14 protein-coding genes and 1 pseudogene are annotated in these 20,476 nt (G+C 57.7%); 4 read left to right on the forward strand and 11 right to left on the reverse strand.

Annotation, left to right across the window (positions count from 1 at the left end; all coding sequences use genetic code 11):
* Positions 1-130 precede the first annotated feature (130 nt).
* The 7 genes and pseudogenes from ALO43_RS06030 to ALO43_RS06055 all read right to left on the reverse strand — a co-directional run bounded on the left by ALO43_RS06030 (position 131) and on the right by ALO43_RS06055 (position 9,724).
* Complete coding sequence (locus ALO43_RS06030) at positions 131-1,747, reverse strand: inorganic phosphate transporter (RefSeq protein WP_053932487.1); 1,617 nt, start codon at positions 1,745-1,747, stop codon at positions 131-133.
* A 125-nt stretch (positions 1,748-1,872) separates the two neighbouring features.
* Positions 1,873-2,889: a transporter gene (locus tag ALO43_RS06035; protein ID WP_005897243.1), complete on the reverse strand. Its 1,017-nt coding sequence runs from the start codon at positions 2,887-2,889 to the stop codon at positions 1,873-1,875.
* 171 nt (positions 2,890-3,060) lie between these two features.
* A complete protein-coding gene (locus tag ALO43_RS06040) occupies positions 3,061-3,882 on the reverse strand; it encodes an aldo/keto reductase (protein WP_054997244.1) in 822 nt (273 codons plus the stop codon).
* A 90-nt stretch (positions 3,883-3,972) separates the two neighbouring features.
* A complete protein-coding gene (locus ALO43_RS32030; protein ID WP_412778912.1) occupies positions 3,973-4,788 on the reverse strand; it encodes a methyl-accepting chemotaxis protein in 816 nt (271 codons plus the stop codon).
* 42 nt (positions 4,789-4,830) lie between these two features.
* A pseudogene (locus ALO43_RS32035) lies at positions 4,831-5,703 on the reverse strand (cache domain-containing protein); the annotation flags it as partial.
* A 379-nt stretch (positions 5,704-6,082) separates the two neighbouring features.
* On the reverse strand, positions 6,083-6,691 hold the full coding sequence (locus ALO43_RS06050; protein WP_005897237.1) for a TetR/AcrR family transcriptional regulator: 609 nt from the start codon (positions 6,689-6,691) through the stop codon (positions 6,083-6,085).
* Positions 6,692-6,853: 162 nt separating this feature from the next.
* A complete protein-coding gene (locus ALO43_RS06055) occupies positions 6,854-9,724 on the reverse strand; it encodes a PAS domain-containing hybrid sensor histidine kinase/response regulator (protein ID WP_024668867.1) in 2,871 nt (956 codons plus the stop codon).
* A gap of 496 nt (positions 9,725-10,220) precedes the next feature.
* On the opposite strand from ALO43_RS06055, the gene ALO43_RS06060 reads away from it, so the two are divergent.
* Positions 10,221-10,862, forward strand: coding sequence for a TetR/AcrR family transcriptional regulator (locus ALO43_RS06060; protein WP_024689812.1), 642 nt, complete (start codon positions 10,221-10,223; stop codon positions 10,860-10,862).
* Positions 10,863-10,921: 59 nt separating this feature from the next.
* Here ALO43_RS06060 and ALO43_RS06065 read toward each other — a convergent pair whose 3' ends face one another.
* The 3 genes from ALO43_RS06065 to ALO43_RS06075 all read right to left on the reverse strand — a co-directional run bounded on the left by ALO43_RS06065 (position 10,922) and on the right by ALO43_RS06075 (position 15,450).
* Entirely contained in the window at positions 10,922-13,663 is a 2,742-nt protein-coding gene (locus ALO43_RS06065) for a beta-glucosidase (RefSeq protein WP_080267821.1), read from the reverse strand.
* A gap of 8 nt (positions 13,664-13,671) precedes the next feature.
* On the reverse strand, positions 13,672-13,920 hold the full coding sequence (locus ALO43_RS06070) for a hypothetical protein (RefSeq protein ID WP_054997245.1): 249 nt from the start codon (positions 13,918-13,920) through the stop codon (positions 13,672-13,674).
* Positions 13,921-14,157: 237 nt separating this feature from the next.
* On the reverse strand, positions 14,158-15,450 hold the full coding sequence (locus ALO43_RS06075; RefSeq protein ID WP_083492116.1) for an MFS transporter: 1,293 nt from the start codon (positions 15,448-15,450) through the stop codon (positions 14,158-14,160).
* A 74-nt stretch (positions 15,451-15,524) separates the two neighbouring features.
* On the opposite strand from ALO43_RS06075, the gene ALO43_RS06080 reads away from it, so the two are divergent.
* Positions 15,525-16,208: an ArsR/SmtB family transcription factor gene (locus tag ALO43_RS06080; protein ID WP_005897224.1), complete on the forward strand. Its 684-nt coding sequence runs from the start codon at positions 15,525-15,527 to the stop codon at positions 16,206-16,208.
* A 56-nt stretch (positions 16,209-16,264) separates the two neighbouring features.
* On the opposite strand, the gene ALO43_RS06085 is transcribed toward ALO43_RS06080, so the two are convergent.
* Positions 16,265-18,418: a TonB-dependent siderophore receptor gene (locus tag ALO43_RS06085; protein WP_005897221.1), complete on the reverse strand. Its 2,154-nt coding sequence runs from the start codon at positions 18,416-18,418 to the stop codon at positions 16,265-16,267.
* 327 nt (positions 18,419-18,745) lie between these two features.
* Between ALO43_RS06085 and ALO43_RS06090 the strand changes: the two genes are divergently transcribed.
* Together ALO43_RS06090 and ALO43_RS28375 are read left to right on the forward strand one after the other, a co-directional pair.
* Positions 18,746-20,284: a cryptochrome/photolyase family protein gene (locus ALO43_RS06090; protein ID WP_054997246.1), complete on the forward strand. Its 1,539-nt coding sequence runs from the start codon at positions 18,746-18,748 to the stop codon at positions 20,282-20,284.
* Positions 20,281-20,424 carry a DUF2256 domain-containing protein gene (locus tag ALO43_RS28375; protein ID WP_005897214.1) on the forward strand — a complete coding sequence of 48 codons (144 nt, stop codon included), beginning with the start codon at positions 20,281-20,283 and terminating at the stop codon, positions 20,422-20,424. The genes ALO43_RS06090 and ALO43_RS28375 overlap by 4 nt, the downstream gene beginning before the upstream one ends.
* Positions 20,425-20,476: the final 52 nt, after the last annotated feature.

A 20,476-nucleotide genomic window follows, 5' to 3' on the forward strand; every position in this document is an offset into this window, starting at 1 on the left:
GGGGGGTGTGGCCGGGAAACAGATTTAGCGAGCAAGCTCGCTCCCGCAAACGCCGGTTACTCATGGCTTGGCGATCGCTGATGAATCGCAGTTGCGGGAGCTTGCTTACAAAAGCGCAGAGCCAAGAGCGTCAGAACAGCTTGCTGAACACCCAGTACAGAGAGCCCGAGAGCAAAATGGCTGCTGGCAGGGTTAGCACCCAGGCGGTCGCCAGGTTGCGCAGGGTGCGCATCTGCAGCCCCGAGCCGTTGGCAACCATCGAACCCGCCACGCCCGAGGACAGCACGTGTGTGGTGGACACCGGCAAGCCGTACATATCCGCCGCACCGATGGTGAACATGGCCACGACCTCAGCTGACGCGCCTTGGGCGTAGGTCATGTGAGTCTTGCCGATACGCTCGCCGACGGTCACGACAATACGCTTCCAGCCCACCATAGTGCCCAGCCCCAAGGCGATGGCCACGACAATCTTGACCCAGGTCGGAATGAAGCGTGTGGCACTGTCGATCTGCCCCTTGAAGGCTTCGAGTTTGGTTTTGGTCTCTGCGTCGAAATTGCCTACCTGGTTTTTTTCCATGACGCGGATGGTTTCCGATGTCAGATACATGTCGTTACGCACGTTGGTCACGGCTTCGGCAGGCACCTTCGACAGCGAACCGTAACTGGCGACCTGATCGCCGATCTTGCCAGCCATGACCGCCAGCGCGGGGATCAGGTCCGGGCTGGCTTCCTTGCTGACCAGGTAATCCGACAGGGTCTTGCGTGCATCGCCAGGGGCCGGTTGAGGCACACTGCGGATCAACGCCTGCTGGGTTACTTCAGCCACTGCAGCGAACTGGGTAGCCTGTTCGGCAGGCATGGTGCGGTTCAGCGCGTAAGCCATTGGCAGGGTTCCGACCAGAATCAGCATGATCAAGCCCATGCCTTTCTGCCCGTCGTTGGAGCCATGCGCGAACGACACGCCGGTGCAGGTAACGATGAGCATCGCGCGAATCCACAAAGGTGGTGGCGCGTTACCTTCCGGTGCCTTGTACAGCGCACGGTTCTTGATGAACATGCGCATGGCGATCAGCAGCAATGCAGCACAGCCGAACCCGACCAGCGGCGAGAGCAGCAGTGAATAACCGATTTTAGTGGCTTGGGACCAATCCACGCCGCTTGTGCCGTCACGGCCGTGCATCAGCGCGTTGGCAACACCGACGCCGATGATCGAGCCAATCAAGGTGTGCGACGAAGATGCCGGCAAACCCAGCCACCATGTGCCCAGGTTCCAGATGATTGCAGCAATCAGCAGGGCGAATATCATGGCGAAACCGGCCGAGGAACCGGTTTGCAGGATCAGTTCTACCGGCAGCAAGGCGATGATGCCGAATGCCACTGCGCCGCTGGAAACCATCACACCGAGAAAATTGAAGAACCCCGACCAGACCACTGCAAAGCCGGGCGGCAGGGAGTGGGTGTAGATCACCGTCGCGACCGCGTTGGCGGTGTCATGAAAGCCGTTGACGAACTCGAACCCCAGCGCGATCAACAACGCTACGCCCAACAGTACGAAAGGGGTCCAGGTGGTAACCACCGTACCCATGTCGTCGACGTCCTGTTTGAGGCTGTAGCCAGTGAACAGCAAGCCTGCGATGAGTATCGTGAAAAAAAGAATAATGGTCATTCGGCTGGGCTTGCGACCGAATTGACTCACTGACAGGCTCGCCTTGCCGAGAGCGTCGGGTGACATTGCGTTTGTAGCCATGTTCACAATCCTGGATTGAAAGAATATTGACATGGTCATTGCAAAATGTGACAGCGGTGAGACATGTAACAATTGATTGCGCTTTTGCGCCGGTTTTCTGACAACCGGCGGGTCGAGATGCATATTCAGTAGTCGCCGCGTTTGCGAAACGCCCAACGCCCTGCGACCAACGTAAAGGTTGCCACCAGCGCCACCAAAATCCAGAAACCCTCCGGGTCGGAAGCCAGCGGCACGCCGCCCACGTTCATGCCAAAGAAGCCTGCGACGATGTTGATCGGCAGCGCCAGCACCGTTACCACGGTCAGGGTAAACAGGGTTCGGCTGCTTTGTTCATTGAGGTTGGCAGCAATTTCTTCCTGCAGCAGCTTGATGCGTTCGCCCAGCGCCGTTAGGTCGTTGATCACCAGTGACGATTCTTCTATGGACTGGCGCAAAGCTTGCGCATCCTGCTCGCGCAGCCATTGCGGCGGGCGATGCAGCAGGCGCATCAGCGAGCCTGGTTCGAGTGCCAGCAGGCGTTGCAGGCGCACCAGCACCCGGCGCATGGCGCCGAGTTCGGAGCGGTTGTTACTCAGCCGCTGTGACAGCAACTGATCTTCGATACGGTCAACATTGACGCTGGTCTTGCGCAGGAACTGAGTGAGTACTTCACCCTGATCGCTGAGCAGGTGAGCCAACAGCTCCAGAGGTGAATCGAATTGCTCGCCACGCTTGACCGCCGAACGCAGTTTGTCCACCGAGCGCAGCGGTTGCAGCCGTGCGGTGATCAGCAAACGCTGGCGCGCACACACCCATAAAGTCGAGATGTCAGTCGACAGCCTGTTGAAATCGAACACCACGTCGTTGACTACCGCCAGCAGCGTGGCGTCGACGTGTTCGATGCGGGTCGAGCGGGAACCTTCGTGCAGGGCTTCGAAAAACTCTTCCGGAAGGTCGAGCGTGGTTTTCATCCAGCGCTCGCAGGCCGCATGCGACAGGTTCAGGTGCAACCAGATGAAGTCGTTTTCATCAGGCGGATTTTGCAGGTAATCCAGCGCTGCAGCCGAGTCTATCTCCTGACCGCTTTCGCCGTGGCGAAAACGGAAGCCGTAGAGCAGGCCGAAAAGGTCGGAATCCTGATGGTTTACGATACTGTGGTTCATGGCTGTCCACATGCGGCCTGGCCCGGGCGGGGGAGGCGAAGGCCGCATGATGACAAGGCGTTATTTCATATTTGTGACAGCTTGTTGCCGAGTGTTTCTTTATCAAGCCCATCGCCGGTCGCGTTCAGCACTCATTCAGCCGACCGGTTTTTTGCCGCTGTTGCTTGGGCATCAAACTATCGCCAGAGCCACTTTCCGGGTTGGGGCGGGCCAGGCCAGATCAATGTCTGCCAAATCCCGTTCCGTCAAACGGATCTGCTCGGCTGCGATGTTCAGCCGGATATGCTCCGGATTGGTCGCTTTGGGAATGGCAATCAGGTTCTCCTGACGAAGCACCCATGCCAGCGAGATCTGCGCCGGAGTTGCTTCATGGCGTTTGGCGATTTCATGCAGGGCAGGGTGATAAAGCAGGTCGCCAGCCTGGCCGATCGGGCAGTACGCCATCAACGGCAAATGACGATCCGCACTCCACAGCATGAGATCAAACTCAATGCCGCGTTGCTCAGGGTTGTACAGCACCTGATTGGTCGCACAGCGCGGGTTGTTCAATTCGATCATGTCCGGCACATCGAAATTGGACACCCCCCACGCGCCGATCTTGCCGGCTTCACGCAGACGCTCGAAAGCTTCGACTGTCTCGGTCAGCGGGTACTGGCCCCGCCAATGCAGCAGATAAAGGTCGATGTAGTCGGTATTCATCCGGCGCAGGCTGGCTTCGCACGCGGCCGGAATGCCGCTGCGGCTGGCATTGTGCGGGTACACCTTGCTGACCACGAAAACCTTGTCGCGCTGTCCGGCAATGGCTTGCCCGACGATTTCTTCCGCCGCGCCATCGGCATACATCTCGGCAGTGTCGATCAGGGTCAGGCCCTGTTCGATGCCCAGGCACAGCCCGGCTATTTCTGCCGAGCGCAGATGGCCTTTTTCACCCATGTGCCAAGTGCCCTGACCCAGCACTGGTACGGTACTGCCTGCCAATTCCAGTGTGCGCATGTGACCCCCGCTATAAGTGAGCTGTAAAGTAAGCAGGTCTCAGGCAACACATCACGCATGAGGTTCCGTGCGCCACCGCCTGATGAAGATTTAAACCTTGAACTGTTTCAGCAGCGCGCTCAATTCTTCACTCAACTCTCGCAGATGCTGGCTGGCCGAGGTGGACTGCTCGGCAGCCATTGCAGTGCTCTGGGATAGCTGCGCCGCCTGCGTGACGTTTTGGTTGATGTCGTCCACCACGTGCGTTTGCTGCAATGTGGCACTGGCGATGGACGCATTCAGGCTGTTTAGGCTGCGCAGGGCCTGGCTTATGGAGGTCAGGCTCTGACCGGCCTGATTGGCCTGTTCGATGGTCAGTTGCGAGGAGCGACTGCTATCGCCGATCACCTTGACGGCGGCATCGGAATACGTTTGCAGGCGTTCGATTATGGCCTGGATTTCTGCGGTGGATTTCTGCGTGCGCTGGGCCAGCAGGCGCACCTCATCGGCTACCACGGCAAAGCCGCGGCCCTGTTCACCTGCGCGTGCTGCTTCGATGGCAGCGTTCAGCGCAAGCAGGTTGGTCTGATCGGCAATCGAACTGATCACCTCCAGTACGCTGCCGATCTTTGTGCTTTCGCTCGACAGGTTGTGCATCACGTCAACGGCCTGACCGATAGTGCCGGAGAGGTGCTCGATCTGACGCAGGCTGTTGTCGATGTTGATCTGCCCCTGCTGCGCCCGCGATTCGGCGTCGCGCATTTCGCTGGCCGCATGCTCGGCGTTTTTGGCAACGTCCTGGACGCCATAGGTCACTTCATTGACAGCAGTTGCTACCAGGTCCATCTGCTGCGATTGCTGCAGGCTGCGGTTCTGCGCCTGCTCGGCATTGCTGCCCGACTCGCTGGCAGCCTTGCCCAGAGCCATCGAAGAGTTCTGCAGCAGGCTTACAACGTTACGCAGTTTGGCGACGAAAGCGTTGAAGTGCGTACCCAGTTCGGTGATCTCGTCCTTGCCGTGGGTTTCCAAGGTGCGGGTCAGGTCGCTTTCACCGCTGGCAATATCGGCCATGGCGCCCACAGCGGCTTTCAGCGGACGAACGATGCTGCGTACGATCAGGGTCAGCAGCAGCACCATGACCAGCACGATACCTGCAATGAATAGTCCGGTGCTCAGCAGCTGGGCCTCGAACTCGGCGGCTACGTCGTCCACGTAAACGCCGGAGCCGAGAATCCAGCCCCACGGCTGGAACAGTTGCACATAAGAGGTCTTTTTCACCGGTTCGCTGGCGCCCGGTTTCGGCCAGCGATAGTTGACCATGCCGGCGCCCTGGCTTTTGACCAGGGTGACCATTTCATTGAACACCGCAAAGCCATCCGGGTCCCGGATGGCCGAAAGGTTTTGCCCATCGAGCTTGGGGTTGGTGGGGTGCATGATCATCACGGGCTGCAGATCATTGATCCAGAAATAGTCGCTCTGGCTGTAGCGCAGCCCTTTGATCTGTTTCAGCGCCTGCTGCTGTGCAGCCTCACGCGTCAGGCTGCCAGCCGCTTCAAGGCCCTGGTAGTAACCGAGTATGCCGCTCGCTGTCTGCACCACGTGCATGGTTTTTTCAGCCTTCGCGCGGTACAGGTCATCATGTGTCTGTTTGAGCAGGGTGGCTGCGAGAATCAGAAACATCAGCACAGAAACCACAAGGATCAGCCACAAGCGGCGGCTGATGGACACACTGCGCATATTCATGATCTTCATCCCTAAGATTATTTTTCTTGTTGCGAGCTGAGTAACGCAAAGCCCGAAAGCCGAGCCTTTCAAGCATCTCGGCGCCTGCCCGGTAAACATGAGACGTCAGTCACATTTTTCTCGAATGCAAGCAGATATGGCGAAAGGCTTACATCAAGAGACGCCATTGGCTCTATCGACTGACATCGGGTCCATGTAGGATCCAATTCAACAGCTGCAGCGAAGGAACGCCGCAGTGATCAGGGAAGATCGACCATTGCCAGGAGGCTACTGACAGGATGTCGGAATGGTCATGTTGCAAAACCACCCGCTTCGGCGGGTTTTTTGTGTCTGCACGAAAGTCGCTGCTCGGCTTCCGGCCTTGATTGTGCGGTGCGGCGCAGACTTTTTGACGCGTAGCGTCACGAAGTGCATGCCAACGCGCATTGGCACGATAGTCAGTCAGATGTGAACGATCAGCGGTGGCACGAGTATCAGGTCAGCGATCCGGCTCACATCCTTTTAGCACCAGCCTGAGAATGGTCTGCGTGGCGGCCTCGTAATCAGCGTCTTGCAGTTTCGTTTTGCCGGTGACCATTGCGATCTGCCAGTCAAAATCGGCGTATGTCTGGGTTGCAGCCCAGATGGTAAACATCAAGTGGTGAGGGTCCAGCGCTGCAATCTGCCCGCGGTCTATCCATGCCTGAATACATTCGATGTTATGCCGGGCCTGGCCGTTGAGCTGTTCGATCTGCTCCGGCGTCAGATGTGGGGCGCCGTGCATGATTTCGCTGGCAAATACTTTCGAAGCGAAGGGCAGGTCCCGGGAAATCTGGATTTTCGAACGTATGTAGCGGCTGAGCACTTCGGCCGGAACACCCTCGGGGTTGAACGGCGTCGACGCTTGCAGAATGGGCGCGATGATGCTTTCCAATACCTCGCGGTAAAGGTTGTCCTTGGATTTGAAGTAGTAGTAGACATTCGGTTTTGGAACGCCGGCCCTGGCTGCGATATCGCTGGTCTTGCTGGCGGCGAAGCCCTTGTCGGCGAATTCCTCGCTGGCAGCGCGCAGGATAAGTTCTTTGTTGCGCTCGCGAATGCTGCTCATGACCCGGTTATTCCCTTGCCTGCATGGCGGTCGCGCATGGTAGCACCGGGTTTGCGCAGCGCTCAATATTGGCGCGATGCAGTGCATCGCGGGCAGATTCAGGCGGGTCTTCTCGCCGTCCGGCCAGCGCTCGCACCGCTCATGCGTGAGCGCCTGACCGAATCAGGCGTTCATCAGTTCCTGAACACGAGAGGTCAGCGCATCGATGGCGAACGGCTTGGTCAGCACCCGCATTCCCGGCCCGAGTTGCTCATCACCGATGGCCGCATTTTCTGCGTAGCCGGTGATGAACAGGGTTTTTAGCTGTGGACGAACTTCTCGCCCGGCGTCGGCCATCTGCCGCCCGTTCATGCCTCCCGGCAGGCCCACGTCGGTGATGAGCAGATCGATATGCACGTCCGAACGCAGCAGTTTAAGGCCGGCCAGGCTGTCCGCTGCCTCGATCAGCGTATAGCCGAGATCACCGAGGGAGTCGGTAAGCAGCATGCGCACGGTCGGCTCATCATCCACGATCAGAATCGTTTCTCCGGACTGCGTGAACTCGACGGGTGGGATGAGTGCATCGCTCTCGTCCCTGACCGCAGCACCGTCGTAACGAGGCAGGTAAATGAATATCGAGGTTCCCTTGCCGACTTCTGACTGAATGCGCACCTGACCGCCGGACTGATTGGCGAACCCGTAGATCATCGACAGGCCAAGGCCCGTGCCCTGACCGATCGGCTTGGTGGTGAAGAAAGGGTCGAATGCCTTGGCCATGACCTCCGGGGTCATGCCGGTGCCGGTATCGGTGACACACAACGACAGATACTGCCCTTCAGGCAGGTCGTGTACCTGCGTTGCGCCATCTTCCACCCAGCGGTTGCTAGCATCGATGGTGATGCGCCCGCCATCCGGCATCGCATCACGGGCATTGATGCACAGGTTCAGCAGCGCATTTTCGAGTTGGCTGGCATCCACCAATGTTGGCCATAGCCCAGGCGTGCCGATGGTTTCGACCAAAATGCTCGGACCGACCGTGCGCTGGATCAGATCGGTCATGCCCTTCATCAGCCGGTTCACATCGGTAGGTTGCGGGTCCAGCGTCTGGCGTCGCGAGAAGGCAAGAAGCCGGTGCGTCAGGGCAGCCGCCCGTTTTGCCGCACCCTGTGCGGTGACAATGTATTTGTCGACATCGCTCCAGCGCCCTTGCTCGATCCGGGTACTCATCAATTCCAGTGCGCCGGAAATGCCTGCCAGCAAATTATTGAAGTCATGGGCCAGACCGCCGGTCAGTTGCCCCACGGCTTCCATTTTCTGCGACTGACGCAGTTTTTCTTCAGCTTGCATGAGTTCGGTGGTACGCGCCGCGACACGCTGTTCAAGGGTGTCGTTGAGTGAACGCAGCGCTGCTGTAGCACGGTCGCGTTCTGCAGCGACGGTGCGTCGTTCATCGACGTTGATGAGAACACCAGGGAAACTCAATGGCGTGCCGTCCTCGGCACGGTCGACACGGCCATTTGCCTCGATCCAGTAGTAGATGCCGTCGGCACGGCGAACCCGGTACTGATGCGCGTAAAGACTCCCTTCAGTAATGACCGCGTTGATTGCTTCGATCAGACCTGGCCGGTCTTCGGGGTGAACAGTGGCAATGACCTGTTCCAGGCTCAGGCCTTCATGGCCCAGGGCTGGCTCAAGGCCAAAGGCCCTGGAGAAGGCTTCGTCAACCGCGAAACGGTCGGAGAGCAGGTCCCAGTGCCAGGTGCCGATGATCGCTCCAGCGGCCAGCGCGAGCTGAACACGCTCGACGTTTTCGCGCGAGATTGCTTCGCTGGTGCGCAGACGCTCCTCGGCATCCCGGCGTGCGGTCACGTCACTGAACATGACTGCGATTTGCCGATCAGCTGGTTCACCGACACGCACAGCCTTTACTTCAAACCAGCGTTCAAAGGCCTTGGCATAGTTCTCGAAGCTGGCGGGCTCTCCGGTTTTCGCGACGTGACCATAGGCTTCGAACCAGAAACGCTCCAGGTCCGGAGCGAACTCGGTCACCCATTTCCCACGCAGGTCCACACCCGCCTGGCGTTCAAAGGCAGGGTTGGCCTCAATGAAGCGATAGTCCACCGGGCTGTCGTCGGCATCGAACCTGACTTCGATGATGGCAAAAGCGGCTTCGATGGTTTCCAGCATGGTTCTTGAGCGTTCTTCGCTGCGACGCAACGCCATCTCGGCTTTGCGCATCTGGGACATGTCTAGCATCGCGCCGATCATGCGTGCAGCGCTGCCTTCTGCGTCGCGGATCACATGACCACGGTCGAGGATATCGGCATAGGACCCGTCCAGGCGACGAAAACGGTATTCATCAGTCCAGGCGGTGCCATTGCCGTCAATCACTGCATGGATGGACGCGTAGATACGCGCACGGTCATCCGGGTGGATCTGGGCGATCCACCAGTCACTCGAGGTGTCCAGCGTAGCAAGTGGATGGCCATAAGCCTGTTCCAGCGCGTCATTCCAGAGAATGTAATCGGCTTTCAGGTCCCAGTCCCAAATGGCATCGTTGGTTGCCTTGGCGGCTAATCGGTAACGCTCCTGAGCTTCTTCAATCGCTCGGCCCGCCAGGTGCTCGTCGGTACGGTCGCGCAGAATTTTCACAAAACCGATGTGAGCGCCTTTGGCTCCGCGCAACGGCATCATCTCGCCTGACGCCCAGAACAACTGGCCATCCTTGCGCACGTGCCAACGCTCGTCGGAGGCCCGACCCTGACGCAGGGCGAGGTGCATTTCATAATCGATCTGACCGCTGGCCCGATCCTGGGGCGTAAAAAAACGCTCGGCACTCTGTCCCGACATTTCCTCGGCAGTCCAGCCGAGTACCTGCTCGGCACCCGGGTTCCAGTCAGTAATGACCCCGTCCGTGTCGGTCAGAATCATGGCAAAGTCCATCGCACTGACAAAAACGGCGCGCTGGCGTGCTTCACGGCTGGTCACCGCGGCTGGAGCGTCACTCGGCTCGGGTTCTATCCGGGCTTGTTCAAGCAAACTGCGCAGGTGCAGCACCTGCGCCTCCAGCTCTTCTCTTGTCAGTTCTTTCAGGGTGCCTCCGGCTCACATAAAGACTTGTTTGGCAGCGCCCTCGAGAGTCTCCGCGGCCTGCGTTGCGCAATGGAATCAAAAAATATCGGCATCTGCGTTTTTATGGCGATCGCAATATAGCGCAACAGTATTCAGCTATGGCAATCCGGAAAAGTTATTCGGATTGACCGGAGCTCGTTGCATTCGCCAAGCATTGAAACGTATTCAAACCCTGAAAGCATCGGCCTGCGAAAATGTTTCTTTAGGGCGGCCGACGTTATGCGTGACCGGGCCTGGATCGCTTGACTGCAATCATGAGGCCGTCAGCAGGTATTTTCCGATTTCCTTCTGGCTGCGTGCTAGGATTTCGCTTTTAAATAGGTGCGGCAGAGCATCTTGGGCTGTCAGTGATCCAGTATTTCAATTCGGATGACGGGCAAGAAGGAGCGGAGACCGTGATGCGAAAAGTGCTATCCCCATGCCTGTGAAATCCGGCGAATCCGCTGCAACCAAGACCGCCGGGCGCCGCCGACTTCCCAAAGGCGAGATGCGCAAGGGCGAGATCATTCAGGCGGCGATGATCATTTTTGCTCGCGATGGATACGCTGGCGCCTCGTTGACGAATATCGCCAAGGTTGCCGGTCTCTCTCAAGTCGGTTTGCTGCACCACTTCCCGAACAAGCTTGCCCTGTTGCAGGCGGTTCTTGAACATCGAGACCAGTATGTTGCCTCCCGATTGCAAGACGCCCATCAGGACGGTTCTCTGCAAGGCTTCATGTCATTTCTGAAGCATGTCATGAGTTTCAGTATCGAAGATGTGGCTGTCAGCCAGGCGTTGATGATCATCAACACGGAAAGTCTTTCGGTCACTCATCCGGCACACCGCTGGTTCAGCGAACGTTCCGGGATCATTCATCATCATCTTCAGGTTCAACTGAGTTCGCTGGTTGAGGCAGGTGACATTCGGCCAGACGTCGATGTGAAGCAGATCAGCCTCGAGATCGCTTCGATGATGGACGGTATGCAGATTCAATGGCTCAGGTCGCCGGGTGACGTTCAAATAGAACAGGCGTTTGCAAGGTTTCTGGAGCGGTTGGCTGGGGATCTGGCGGGGCGTTGAACGGCGGGGGTGTACGTGAAAGTGCAATCGGTGGTCTCTCGACCACCGATTGCTGCTACCTAGTAAGCCTGTTCCGGCTTGACCTGCACTGCGTTGCGCAGCGGGATTGGCAGAGGGTTGGAATCGCGGGTGGTCAAGCGTTCCGGATAGAGCGCAACCACGGTGCGATCAAGCGCCAGGTTTTCCGAATCCTTCCCGACGAGGACCTTGAATTTGCCAGGGTCAACGTTCCAGCTCACCGAGTCCGGCGAGTAGTAAGCGAATGAGCGTGAATCCAGCGCTATCGTGACTGTCTTGCTTTCGCCAGGCTTCAGGTAAACCTTGGTAAAGCCCTTCAGTTCTTTCTCCGGGCGATCAACCTGAGGCTTGGAAGGCTGGACGTACAGCTGAGCCACTTCAAAACCGGCCTTGTCGCCTGTGTTGGTGACGGTGAAGCTGGCTTGAATCGTTGCGCCGGGAGCCAGCACATTGCTCGACAGCTTCAGATCGCTGTACGCGTAAGTGGTGTAGGAAAGCCCGAAGCCGAACGGGTACAGCGGCTTGGTGTGTTTCTTGTCGTAACCGCGGTAGCCCAGGTACAGACCTTCGCTGTAGGTCATCTCAGTGGGCGGGTTAGGGCTGCTGAAATAGTACGGCACCGGGTTCGAAAACGACGCGTAGCTCGGGTTGTCCTGCGCTTTCTTGTCAAGCGTGATAGGCAGTTTGCCCGACGGGTTGACCTGGCCGTACAGAATCTCGGCCAGCGCCTGACCGCCTTGCTGGCCCGGGAACCAGGCATGCAGAGAGGCTGCTACCTTGTTGGCCCACGGCTGCATGTCCATACCGCCACCGCCATGCATGACAACGATGGTCTTGGGGTTGGCTTTCTGAATGAAACCGATCAGCTCGGACTGGAACTGCGGCAGTTCGAACGGGTGATCGAGAGATTCGCCTTCGTATTCGAAGTTGCTGCCAGCCGCGACCACAACAGCATCGTAGTCGGCCAGATTCTTCGGTGGACGCAACGACGCCCAGCTCATCTGCACACCGTTCATGCCACCTAGAACCGGAGTGAAGTTGCCCTTCATGCGGCGATATTCCAGACGCACGTTGTACTCGGTGCCGGCTTTGAGGTCCGGTACCTTGACGGTGCGCGGAACCACCGGGATCAGGTCAAACGAGACTTGCGAGCCTTCGTCTTCCAGCACCAACTGGTCGTTGACCCAGAGCTTGTAGGCACCGTCGGCGCGGACCTTGAACACATGGGCGCCAGTGATCGTCGGCTTGATCTTGCCGGTGAAACGGGCGGAGAACGAACCTGCCGAAGGGGTGTAGCCGCTGACCGTGCCGGCACCGTTATCAGTGAGGTTGGTGTTGGTGATCCAGTCCAGGTTGACGCCGGGCTCTACACGGGTCGCCACCGGATCGCCCGACAGCGAAGTGTTGGAGTAATACTCGGCTTTCACGCCTGCGTTGCTGATCGGCTGTTTTTCTGTGCCTGGCTGATACCAAACGGACGACTTCGGATTCAGGCTCATCTGCGGCAGATAATCGACATTCGATGCATTCGATGCCAGTTGCTTCAGCCCGCTTAATTCAGTGACGTAGCTGGCCGGTGCCGAGTACGCGGTACCAAAAGGTGCCGTTGGAGGCTGCACGGCCATATCACCAATCACGGCAATTTTGGCGTTCCGAGGCAGCGGCAGCAGAGGCTTTTGCCCGTCTACGGGTTCATTGCGCAGCAGCACGATAGCTTCCCGCGCGACGTTCAGTGCAGCCAACTGGCCGTATTCACGATGCTCGAGTGGCTGCGCCTTGTTGATGCCTTTGTCAAAGCCGTAGCTCACCAGCGCACGCAGGTTTCTACGGACCTTGTCGTCGATCACATTTTGGTGCAACTGGCCGTTCCAGACATAAGGCAGCAGCTTGGCCTCGGTAAACTGAAGCCCGCTCGGCATGTCGATATCGGTCCCTGCCCAGGCACCCTTGAAGGCGTCCTGAACCGAGTTGAAGTCGCTCATGACGTTGCCTTGAAAGCCCCATTGGCCTTTCAGAATGTCTGTGATGAGGTGATGGTTTTCACATGCGTATTCGCCGTTGATCTTGTTGTAACCGCACATGATCGAAGCGATGTTGGCGTTCTTGACCAACGATTCGAAGCCGGGCAGATACAATTCCTGCATCGCGCGCTCGTCGATCTTCACATCCAGATAGTGACGATTCGCTTCCTGCTCGTTCATCAGGTAATGCTTGGCCGCTGCTTGTACGCCTTGAACCTGAATACCGTTGGTGACCGCCGGCGCCAATACCGCGCCGAGGAATGGGTCCTCACCACTCATGTACTCGGCTGCCCGGCCGTTGAAAGGCGTCCGGTACAGGTTGATGGCGGGCGAAAGCATCTGCTGACCGCCCGCGATGCGCGTTTCATAGCCGATAGCCAGACCGAATTCCTTGGCCCGGTTGATGCTCCAGGTGGCTGCGAGCGCGGACGGGGAAGGGTACTGCGCGCCGAACGTCTTGCCGCCGACCAGCACGCCCATCGCCGAGTCGTAGGCGACTGTGCCCTGGAGATTGAATTTATCGAGTTTGGGGATCATTCGCCCGTCGTCGACGCGCGAGAAGTTGATCTTCTCCGACTGAGTCATGTTGTCGAGCATGGCGCCTACTCGCGCCTCGACTTCATTGCCAGTCATCGGCGTAACAGCAAAAGCGCTGCCTGCCTGGGCGATACCGAGCGCCAACAGGCTCAGGCCAAGGCCTTGTTTGATAATGGACACGGAGCTATTCCTTACGTAATGCCTTGGGGAGGTGTTGTGTGTCATCGGCCGGCTCAATGTTTTTCATCGCCAGCAGGCGCGTCTGTGGTGTCGATCGGCGCGTCGACAATCGTTTGCGCTCCGCCGGATGTTTTTTGTGCAGCAAGGTCGGCGCCGGTGATGTGTTGGCGCTTGGCATCAACCGCAACGCGGCGTTCGCTGGAGGTTTGAGGCAGCGGGTTTTCCGTGTCAGCGGCTGAGACTGAAAGCGCGGCTAGGCAGGTCAGTAAAGCGGCAGCAGCAGGCAGCAAGTGTCTGGCCATCGGGAGAATCTCCAAATAGAGGCGTAAGGCAAGGGAGCACATCTGCCAGCAGTCCAACGCCGCTGGCAGGCAGTTTCAAAAGTTTTGATTGATCAAGAAGCACCGTCGATAAAAATACACGAGTGCGTTTTTAAATAATCTAAAGTATTGTTTTTCTTGTATTTAAAATCTGACTTTTTATGGTTTTTATCGTTATTAATTAGAATATTTAAGCAATAAAATATGATTTATTGTTGTTTATGAAGAATAATTACTCTTTTTCGAAAGCAGAGTGATCGCTCTGTTTTTGGTGTTTTGCAACTTTTTAAATTCACAGGTGTCATTGCTAAGTGCCATCATCGCCAGCGCTTGAATACTTGCAGCCAAAGCCAGGGTCAAGGTCAACAGCTCATTGCGGGGTCCATCGTAAAGCGCTTGAACGCTGCCAAAAAATACCGGTGCAAATGCATAACAGCCTTGTGCAATGGCAACAATCAACGTCACCACCCGCGTTACTTGCTGGCGGGGAAATTCGGCTTGGGCAATCAGCGGCGGCAAGGACGTCGCATTGCCGATGCCCAAGCCAAAAAGAACCATCCCGACCCATAGCCAGGCAGCATCGATATTGATGAGCATCAATACCATGCAGCCCAGCAACTGACAGCCATAACTCAGGCAGGCCACATTGCGGCGGTTGAGGCTTGTCTGCATCAGTCTGGCTGACAGCAACCTTCCAGCGATGGCGCTGACAGTGGCGATGCCCATTGCCAGTCCTGCACGCTGTTCAGCGACGTGATCTACCAGCAGCATGAATAGCTGGCTGATCAAGCCGATCTGTGCAAAAAGCCCTAGCGACATGGCAGCGGCCAGCGTGATGAACTGCCGGTTACCTCGCAGCGTTATGGGCGTTGCGTCTTGTGGTTGAGCCAAATCATCTGCTGGGTGGTGAATACCATCGGGTTGCTGACCCAGATGTTCAGGCCTGAACCTGAACACGGTCAAAGCGAGGAGGGCAATGATGGCGATGGAAACCACGCCTACCACGATTGCAGCGAGGCTGAACCCGAACCGGCCGATCAGGTACAACCAGCCCGACGAAAAGATCACGCCGCCAATGCTCGCGCCGTTGTAAGCCATTGCCATCGCTCCGGGACGCTTGCTGACAAACCAGGGCGAGATGGCTGTATTGACCGCTGCAGCGCCCATCGTCACCCAACCGAACCCGCTGAGGACCGCGGCAAGAAACAATTGATAGGGCTGCGTGGCAATCGTCCATCCGAAAGTGCCGACAGCAAGAATTCCTGAACCTGACACAGTGGTCCAGGGAAAACCGACGCGTTTGTAGAGTGCGGGCAGGTTGATGACTACCAGGGTCCCCGCCAGAAAATGCACAGTGACCGCCGCCGAGCAAAGGGCAGCCGACCAGCCGGTTTTTTGAATTACGGCGTACATGAATATCGGTGGACCGTAGAAGCCGATGCCCCAGCCAAAAACAGCCATCACAAACGTTGCCGCGACGACTTTTCTGCCAAAAAAACTCGATTTATGCATTTGGTGAATCCCTCCAAGTGGTTTGGCATCAGTATGATGACTGCCTACGAGAGCACTTCGGAGAGGGCTGAACTATGGAAGTCGAAACGGCCGATCTTTCGCTGGCAGCAGTTGCGGGTGCCATTGCCGATCCGGCCAGGTCCCGAATGCTCTGTGCGTTATTGGACGGGCACGCACGGACGGCGACCGAGCTGGCGGCGCTTGCCGATATTGGCGCATCAAGCGCCAGCGGCCACTTTGTTCGTTTGCGCGAGCAGGGTCTGGTGGAAATGCTGGTGCAGGGGCGACATCGTTACTATCGACTGGCCAATGCGCAGGTGGCGCGAGCGCTGGAAGCCTTGCTGGCGCTGACTCAGCACAGTGCTGCGCCATTCCAGCCCAACACGCCTTCTGCGTTAAGGCAGGCCCGGACCTGTTACGACCATTGCGCCGGCGAAATTGCCGTCAGGCTGCACGACGCCTTGCTCAAGGCGGGTTGGCTGATCGAGCAGGGCAAGGATTATCAGGTCAGTGGGAAAGGTATCGGATCGTTGAACGCGTTGGGCATTGACGTCGAAGCAATGCTTGTTCAGCGAAGGCGTCTTGCCTACGCCTGCCTGGACTGGAGCGAGCGTTCCCCGCACATCGGCGGTGCATTGGGCGCAGCTTTGCTGGAGCTGATGCTCAAGCGGGGCTGGGTAAGCCGGCACCTTGATTCCAGAGCGCTGGATCTGACGTCCAAAGGGTTGGGCGGTATGGCGAAAGCATTTGGGTGGTAGGGCCGTGCGATATTTGCGTCGCTACCGAGCTTGCCCGGTAGCGACGTGCTCGTTGGTCAGAAACTGTATTTGGCTGTCAGTGCATAGCTGCGCGGGTTGCCGTAGACGTCGGTAGAGCCCCATACCGAACTGGCGCCAATCGCGGTGTAGTAGGTACGGTCGAAGATATTGTTGGCATTCAACTGCAGGTCCAGGTGTTTGTTGACCTGATAGCCTGCCATCAAGTCCGCCACCGCGTAACTGCCTTGTTCCAGCCGATAGCTGCCGTCGGTGAGGGCAATGTCGTTGTACATGCGGCTCTGCCAGTAGACGTTGCCGCCGACACGCATTTTTTCCAGTGCGCCCTGCAGGCGGTAGACCGTCGAGAACTTGAACAGGTGCTCGGGCGTATCGGTGTCGAAGCGCTGATTCTCTTTCGCCGGATCGAAATCCTTTAGGTAGTGGGTGCGGGCGTAGGTGTACCCCGCGCCGACTTGCCAGTTCTCGGTCAGCGCGCCCTGCAGCTCCAGGTCGATACCCTGACTGCGCACCAGCCCGGCTGCGTCGTAGCACGTGAGCACTGCACAGCCTGCCTGAGTCGGCGCTTCGGTCTTGAGGTTTTCCTGATCGATCTGGAACACCGCCAGGCTGGCGTTGAGAGCGCCGTTGAAATACTCGCCTTTGATACCGACTTCATAGTTCTTGCCCACCACCGGGTCGAGCACTTTGCCGGACAGGTCCTGATAGTTCTGCGGGTTGAAGATATCGGTGTAGCTGGCGTACAGGGAGTAATGGTCATCCAGCTTGTAGATCAGGCCCGCATAACGCGTCAGGTTGCGGGTGACCTTGAAGTCCTCGTCGCCTGAACGGTCGTCGTAGTCGTACCAGTCCAGACGACCACCGAGAATCAGAGTCAGCGGGTCGGCCAGGCTCAGGCGCGTGGTGAGGTAGATGGCGTCCTGGGTAGCAATATTGTGGGTTTTACCGTCCCGCACAAAGTTCGGTTTTGGCGCGCCGATAGGCAGCCCGGTGTCGTAGGGGCTGTATTCCTTGCTGGTCTTGTCGTAGACGCGCCTGCTGCTGCCGATCACTACTTCGTGGGTGCGGCCAAACGCTTCGACCGGTCCACTGGCATAGACATCGAGTGCTGCCTGCTTTTCATCCGGCTTCGACTGATAGGCCGTGGTCTCCAGCGGGCCGTTGTAGCGCGAGAGGTAGGTGCCCGAGAACACGCCGTCCAGAGTAGAACTCGAGCCCGCAACGCGCAGTTTCCAGTCGTTGTCGAAGCGATGTTCAAGTTCACCGAACACAGTGTCGATCTGGATCTTCTTGTTTTCCCAGTCCGTACCGGGGTAGGTCGAGCGGGACAGGTTCAGATGGTGGCCATCGCTGCCAAGCGGCAGGCCGCCCCAGAAAAAGTTGGTTTGATCTTCCTGACGAGACAAGCCGAAGGTCGCTGTCGTTGCATCGCTCAGGTCGGCTTCGAGCACGCCATAGAAAACGCCGTGATCGCTTTTTTCCTTGTCACGGAAGCTGTTCGCATCCTGGTAGGAGCCGACTATCCGGCCGCGCACAGTGCGGCTGTCGTTCAGAGGGCCAGAGGCATCGAATACGCCACGGTAATCGTCCCAGCTGCCGACGGTGCCGGTGAGGCTTACCTGCGGATCGGCGGTAGGGCGCTTGCGCACCATGTTGATCGCTGCCGAAGGATTGCCTGAGCCTGTCGTCAGACCGGTAGCGCCTCTGATCACTTCGACATGGTCAAACATGGCCAGGTTGGGCTGCACGCCGGCCGTGTAACCCGAGTACGAGGCGGGCAGGCCGTCGTACATGATGTTGTCGATATCAAAGCCGCGTGATGTATAGGTTTGACGGCCAGGCCCGCTGGACTGGTCGAGAAATAGACCGGGCGTGTACCTGACCACATCGTTGATGCTGGTCATGGCCTGATCGTCCATGCGCTGACGGGTGACGACAGTAACGGCCTGAGGGGTTTCACGCATGGTAAGCGGCAATTTTGTGGCTGTCTGCATGGCGCCAGTGGTGTAAGACCGGCTGCCCTCGGTGGTCGAACCGAGTTGGTCACTGCTGATTTCCGTTGCGCCCAGTTCCATCGTCACAGGCGGCTGCGCGTCTGCGGAAAAGGCGGGCTGTGTCGCTGCTGCCCAGATGCCCATCGCCAACAGGCAAGGTGTAAAACGATTACGGCTTTGCGAATGTTGCCCCGGCATGAATCCGACACTCCCTGAAGCCGTCCGTGGCTGGATGATAATAATGTTGATAACGGTTCGCATTAGTGTGACAGGTTGTTTCTGCCAGAAGAAGACGCTTCGGCCAAATACTTAACAAAATTTTCACATTCGCGGGCGGGAAGATGGCTGGAATGGCCAACGGAGTTTTGCGAGACAGGCAAAGCCTGTTCTGACGCTAGCAGGCGTGAATCGGCGCGGTTACGCTTAGCAGGTGTCTGGACGCATACGACATGCGCAAAAAACCGCTATGAAAAACTTGTACAAAAACCTACATTGGTACAACTTTTTTTGTCGCGGAAGCCACTCATGTCGACTACTCACCGACTCCATCTTGTCCTCGGCGACCAGCTCTCTTTCGACCTGGCGTCCCTGCAGGACATGCATCCCGAGCACGACACAGTCGTGCTGGTCGAGGTCATGGAGGAGGCGAGTCATGTGCCGCATCATCCGCAGAAAATTGCGCTGATCTTCAGTGCCATGCGTCATTTCGCCCAAGCGTTGCGTGAGCGTGGGGTTCGGGTGCAGTACGTCACGCTGGATGACCCGGAGAACTCCGGCTCGATACCGGGCGAGCTTTGTCGCTGGCAGGCTCTGTTGGAGGCGCAGGAGTTGCACGTGACCGAGTGCGGCGACTGGCGCCTGGAGCAGTCGATCAAGGACTGCGGGCTGCCGATTCGGTGGCATGCCGACACGCGCTTTCTGTGTTCCCGTGACGAGTTCTCGGCATGGGCGCAGGGCAAGAAGCAACTGCGCATGGAGTTTTTTTATCGCGAGATGCGGCGCAAGAGTGGGCTGTTGTTGAATGGCGACGGTACGCCGGTCGGTGGCGCCTGGAACTTTGATGCCGAAAACCGCAAGGCGCTGCCCAAGGGCGTGGCTGCACCGTACCCGATGCGCTTTTCCGCCGATGCGATTACCCGCGATGTGCTGGCGCTGGTGGCGGAACGTTTCGCCAACCATTATGGCTCGCTGGAGGCTTTCGACTATCCAGTGACGCATGCAGATGCTCAGGCGCTGTGGGAGTATTTTCTGGATTTTGGCCTGGCGGGTTTTGGCGATTATCAGGACGCGATGGCGACAGATGAGCCTTTTCTGTTTCATGCGCGAATTAGCGCGGCGCTGAATATCGGTCTGCTGGACCTGCGACAGATCTGCAGCGATGTTGAGTCTGCTTATTGGTCGGGCAAGGTGGCGCTGAACGCTGCCGAAGGTTTTATCCGTCAGTTGATTGGCTGGCGCGAATATGTGCGCGGCGTCTATTGGTTGAAGATGCCTGACTACGCCAGCGGTAATCTGTTTGGCAACAGCAGGCCGCTTCCGGAGTTTTACTGGACTGGTGAAACAAAGATGAACTGCATGAGCCAGGCGATAGGCCAAAGCCTGAAACATGCCTATGCTCACCATATTCAGCGCCTGATGGTCACCGGAAACTTTGCGCTGCTCGCCGGCATCGTGCCGGAGCAGATCTGCGAATGGTATCTGGCGATTTACATGGACGCGTTCGACTGGGTCGAGCTACCCAACACGCTGGGTATGGTGATGCACGCCGATGGCGGTTATCTGGGCTCCAAGCCTTATTGCGCAAGCGGTCAGTACATCAAACGCATGTCTGATTACTGCCGTGGCTGCGCGTACAAAGTGACTGAAAGCACGACCGACGATGCCTGTCCGTTCAACGCGCTTTACTGGCATTTTCTGATGCGTCACAGCGACCTTTTACGCCGCAACCAGCGCATGGGCATGATTTACAAAAACCTTGATCGTATGGCCGCACCCAAGCAGCAGGCATTATGGGCGCGGGGCGAGCATTTGCTGGCCAGACTGGACGCCGGAGAAGCACTTTGAAAAAGACCGAGCTGCCGGTAAAAAACTGCGTGGTCTGCGGCCTGCCGTTTACATGGCGCAAGAAGTGGGCGCGCTGCTGGGACGAGGTTCGCTATTGCTCCGAGCGCTGCCGTCGCAACAAGGCATTAACCCGCCCGTAAAGCTTTCAAAATATTTCGAAATGAAATGCGCTGAACTATCCGTTCCGCAACG

The organism is Pseudomonas tremae (genome assembly GCF_001401155.1).
In the GTDB taxonomy this organism is placed as follows: Bacteria; Pseudomonadota; Gammaproteobacteria; order Pseudomonadales; family Pseudomonadaceae; genus Aquipseudomonas; species Aquipseudomonas tremae.

What these genes read in the sequence shown, in the direction of transcription:
- ALO43_RS06085 (WP_005897221.1), bottom strand. Translation starts at nt 18,418, where the DNA reads ATGCCGGGGCAACATTCGCAAAGCCGTAATCGTTTTACACCTTGCCTG.
- ALO43_RS06070 (WP_054997245.1), bottom strand. Translation starts at nt 13,920, where the DNA reads ATGGCCAGACACTTGCTGCCTGCTGCTGCCGCTTTACTGACCTGCCTA.
- ALO43_RS06090 (WP_054997246.1), top strand. Translation starts at nt 18,746, where the DNA reads ATGTCGACTACTCACCGACTCCATCTTGTCCTCGGCGACCAGCTCTCT.
- ALO43_RS06080 (WP_005897224.1), top strand. Translation starts at nt 15,525, where the DNA reads ATGGAAGTCGAAACGGCCGATCTTTCGCTGGCAGCAGTTGCGGGTGCC.
- ALO43_RS06060 (WP_024689812.1), top strand. Translation starts at nt 10,221, where the DNA reads ATGCCTGTGAAATCCGGCGAATCCGCTGCAACCAAGACCGCCGGGCGC.
- ALO43_RS06035 (WP_005897243.1), bottom strand. Translation starts at nt 2,889, where the DNA reads ATGAACCACAGTATCGTAAACCATCAGGATTCCGACCTTTTCGGCCTG.
- ALO43_RS06065 (WP_080267821.1), bottom strand. Translation starts at nt 13,663, where the DNA reads ATGACACACAACACCTCCCCAAGGCATTACGTAAGGAATAGCTCCGTG.
- ALO43_RS06040 (WP_054997244.1), bottom strand. Translation starts at nt 3,882, where the DNA reads ATGCGCACACTGGAATTGGCAGGCAGTACCGTACCAGTGCTGGGTCAG.
- ALO43_RS06075 (WP_083492116.1), bottom strand. Translation starts at nt 15,450, where the DNA reads ATGCATAAATCGAGTTTTTTTGGCAGAAAAGTCGTCGCGGCAACGTTT.
- ALO43_RS06030 (WP_053932487.1), bottom strand. Translation starts at nt 1,747, where the DNA reads ATGGCTACAAACGCAATGTCACCCGACGCTCTCGGCAAGGCGAGCCTG.
- ALO43_RS06050 (WP_005897237.1), bottom strand. Translation starts at nt 6,691, where the DNA reads ATGAGCAGCATTCGCGAGCGCAACAAAGAACTTATCCTGCGCGCTGCC.
- ALO43_RS32030 (WP_412778912.1), bottom strand. Translation starts at nt 4,788, where the DNA reads ATGGCTCTGGGCAAGGCTGCCAGCGAGTCGGGCAGCAATGCCGAGCAG.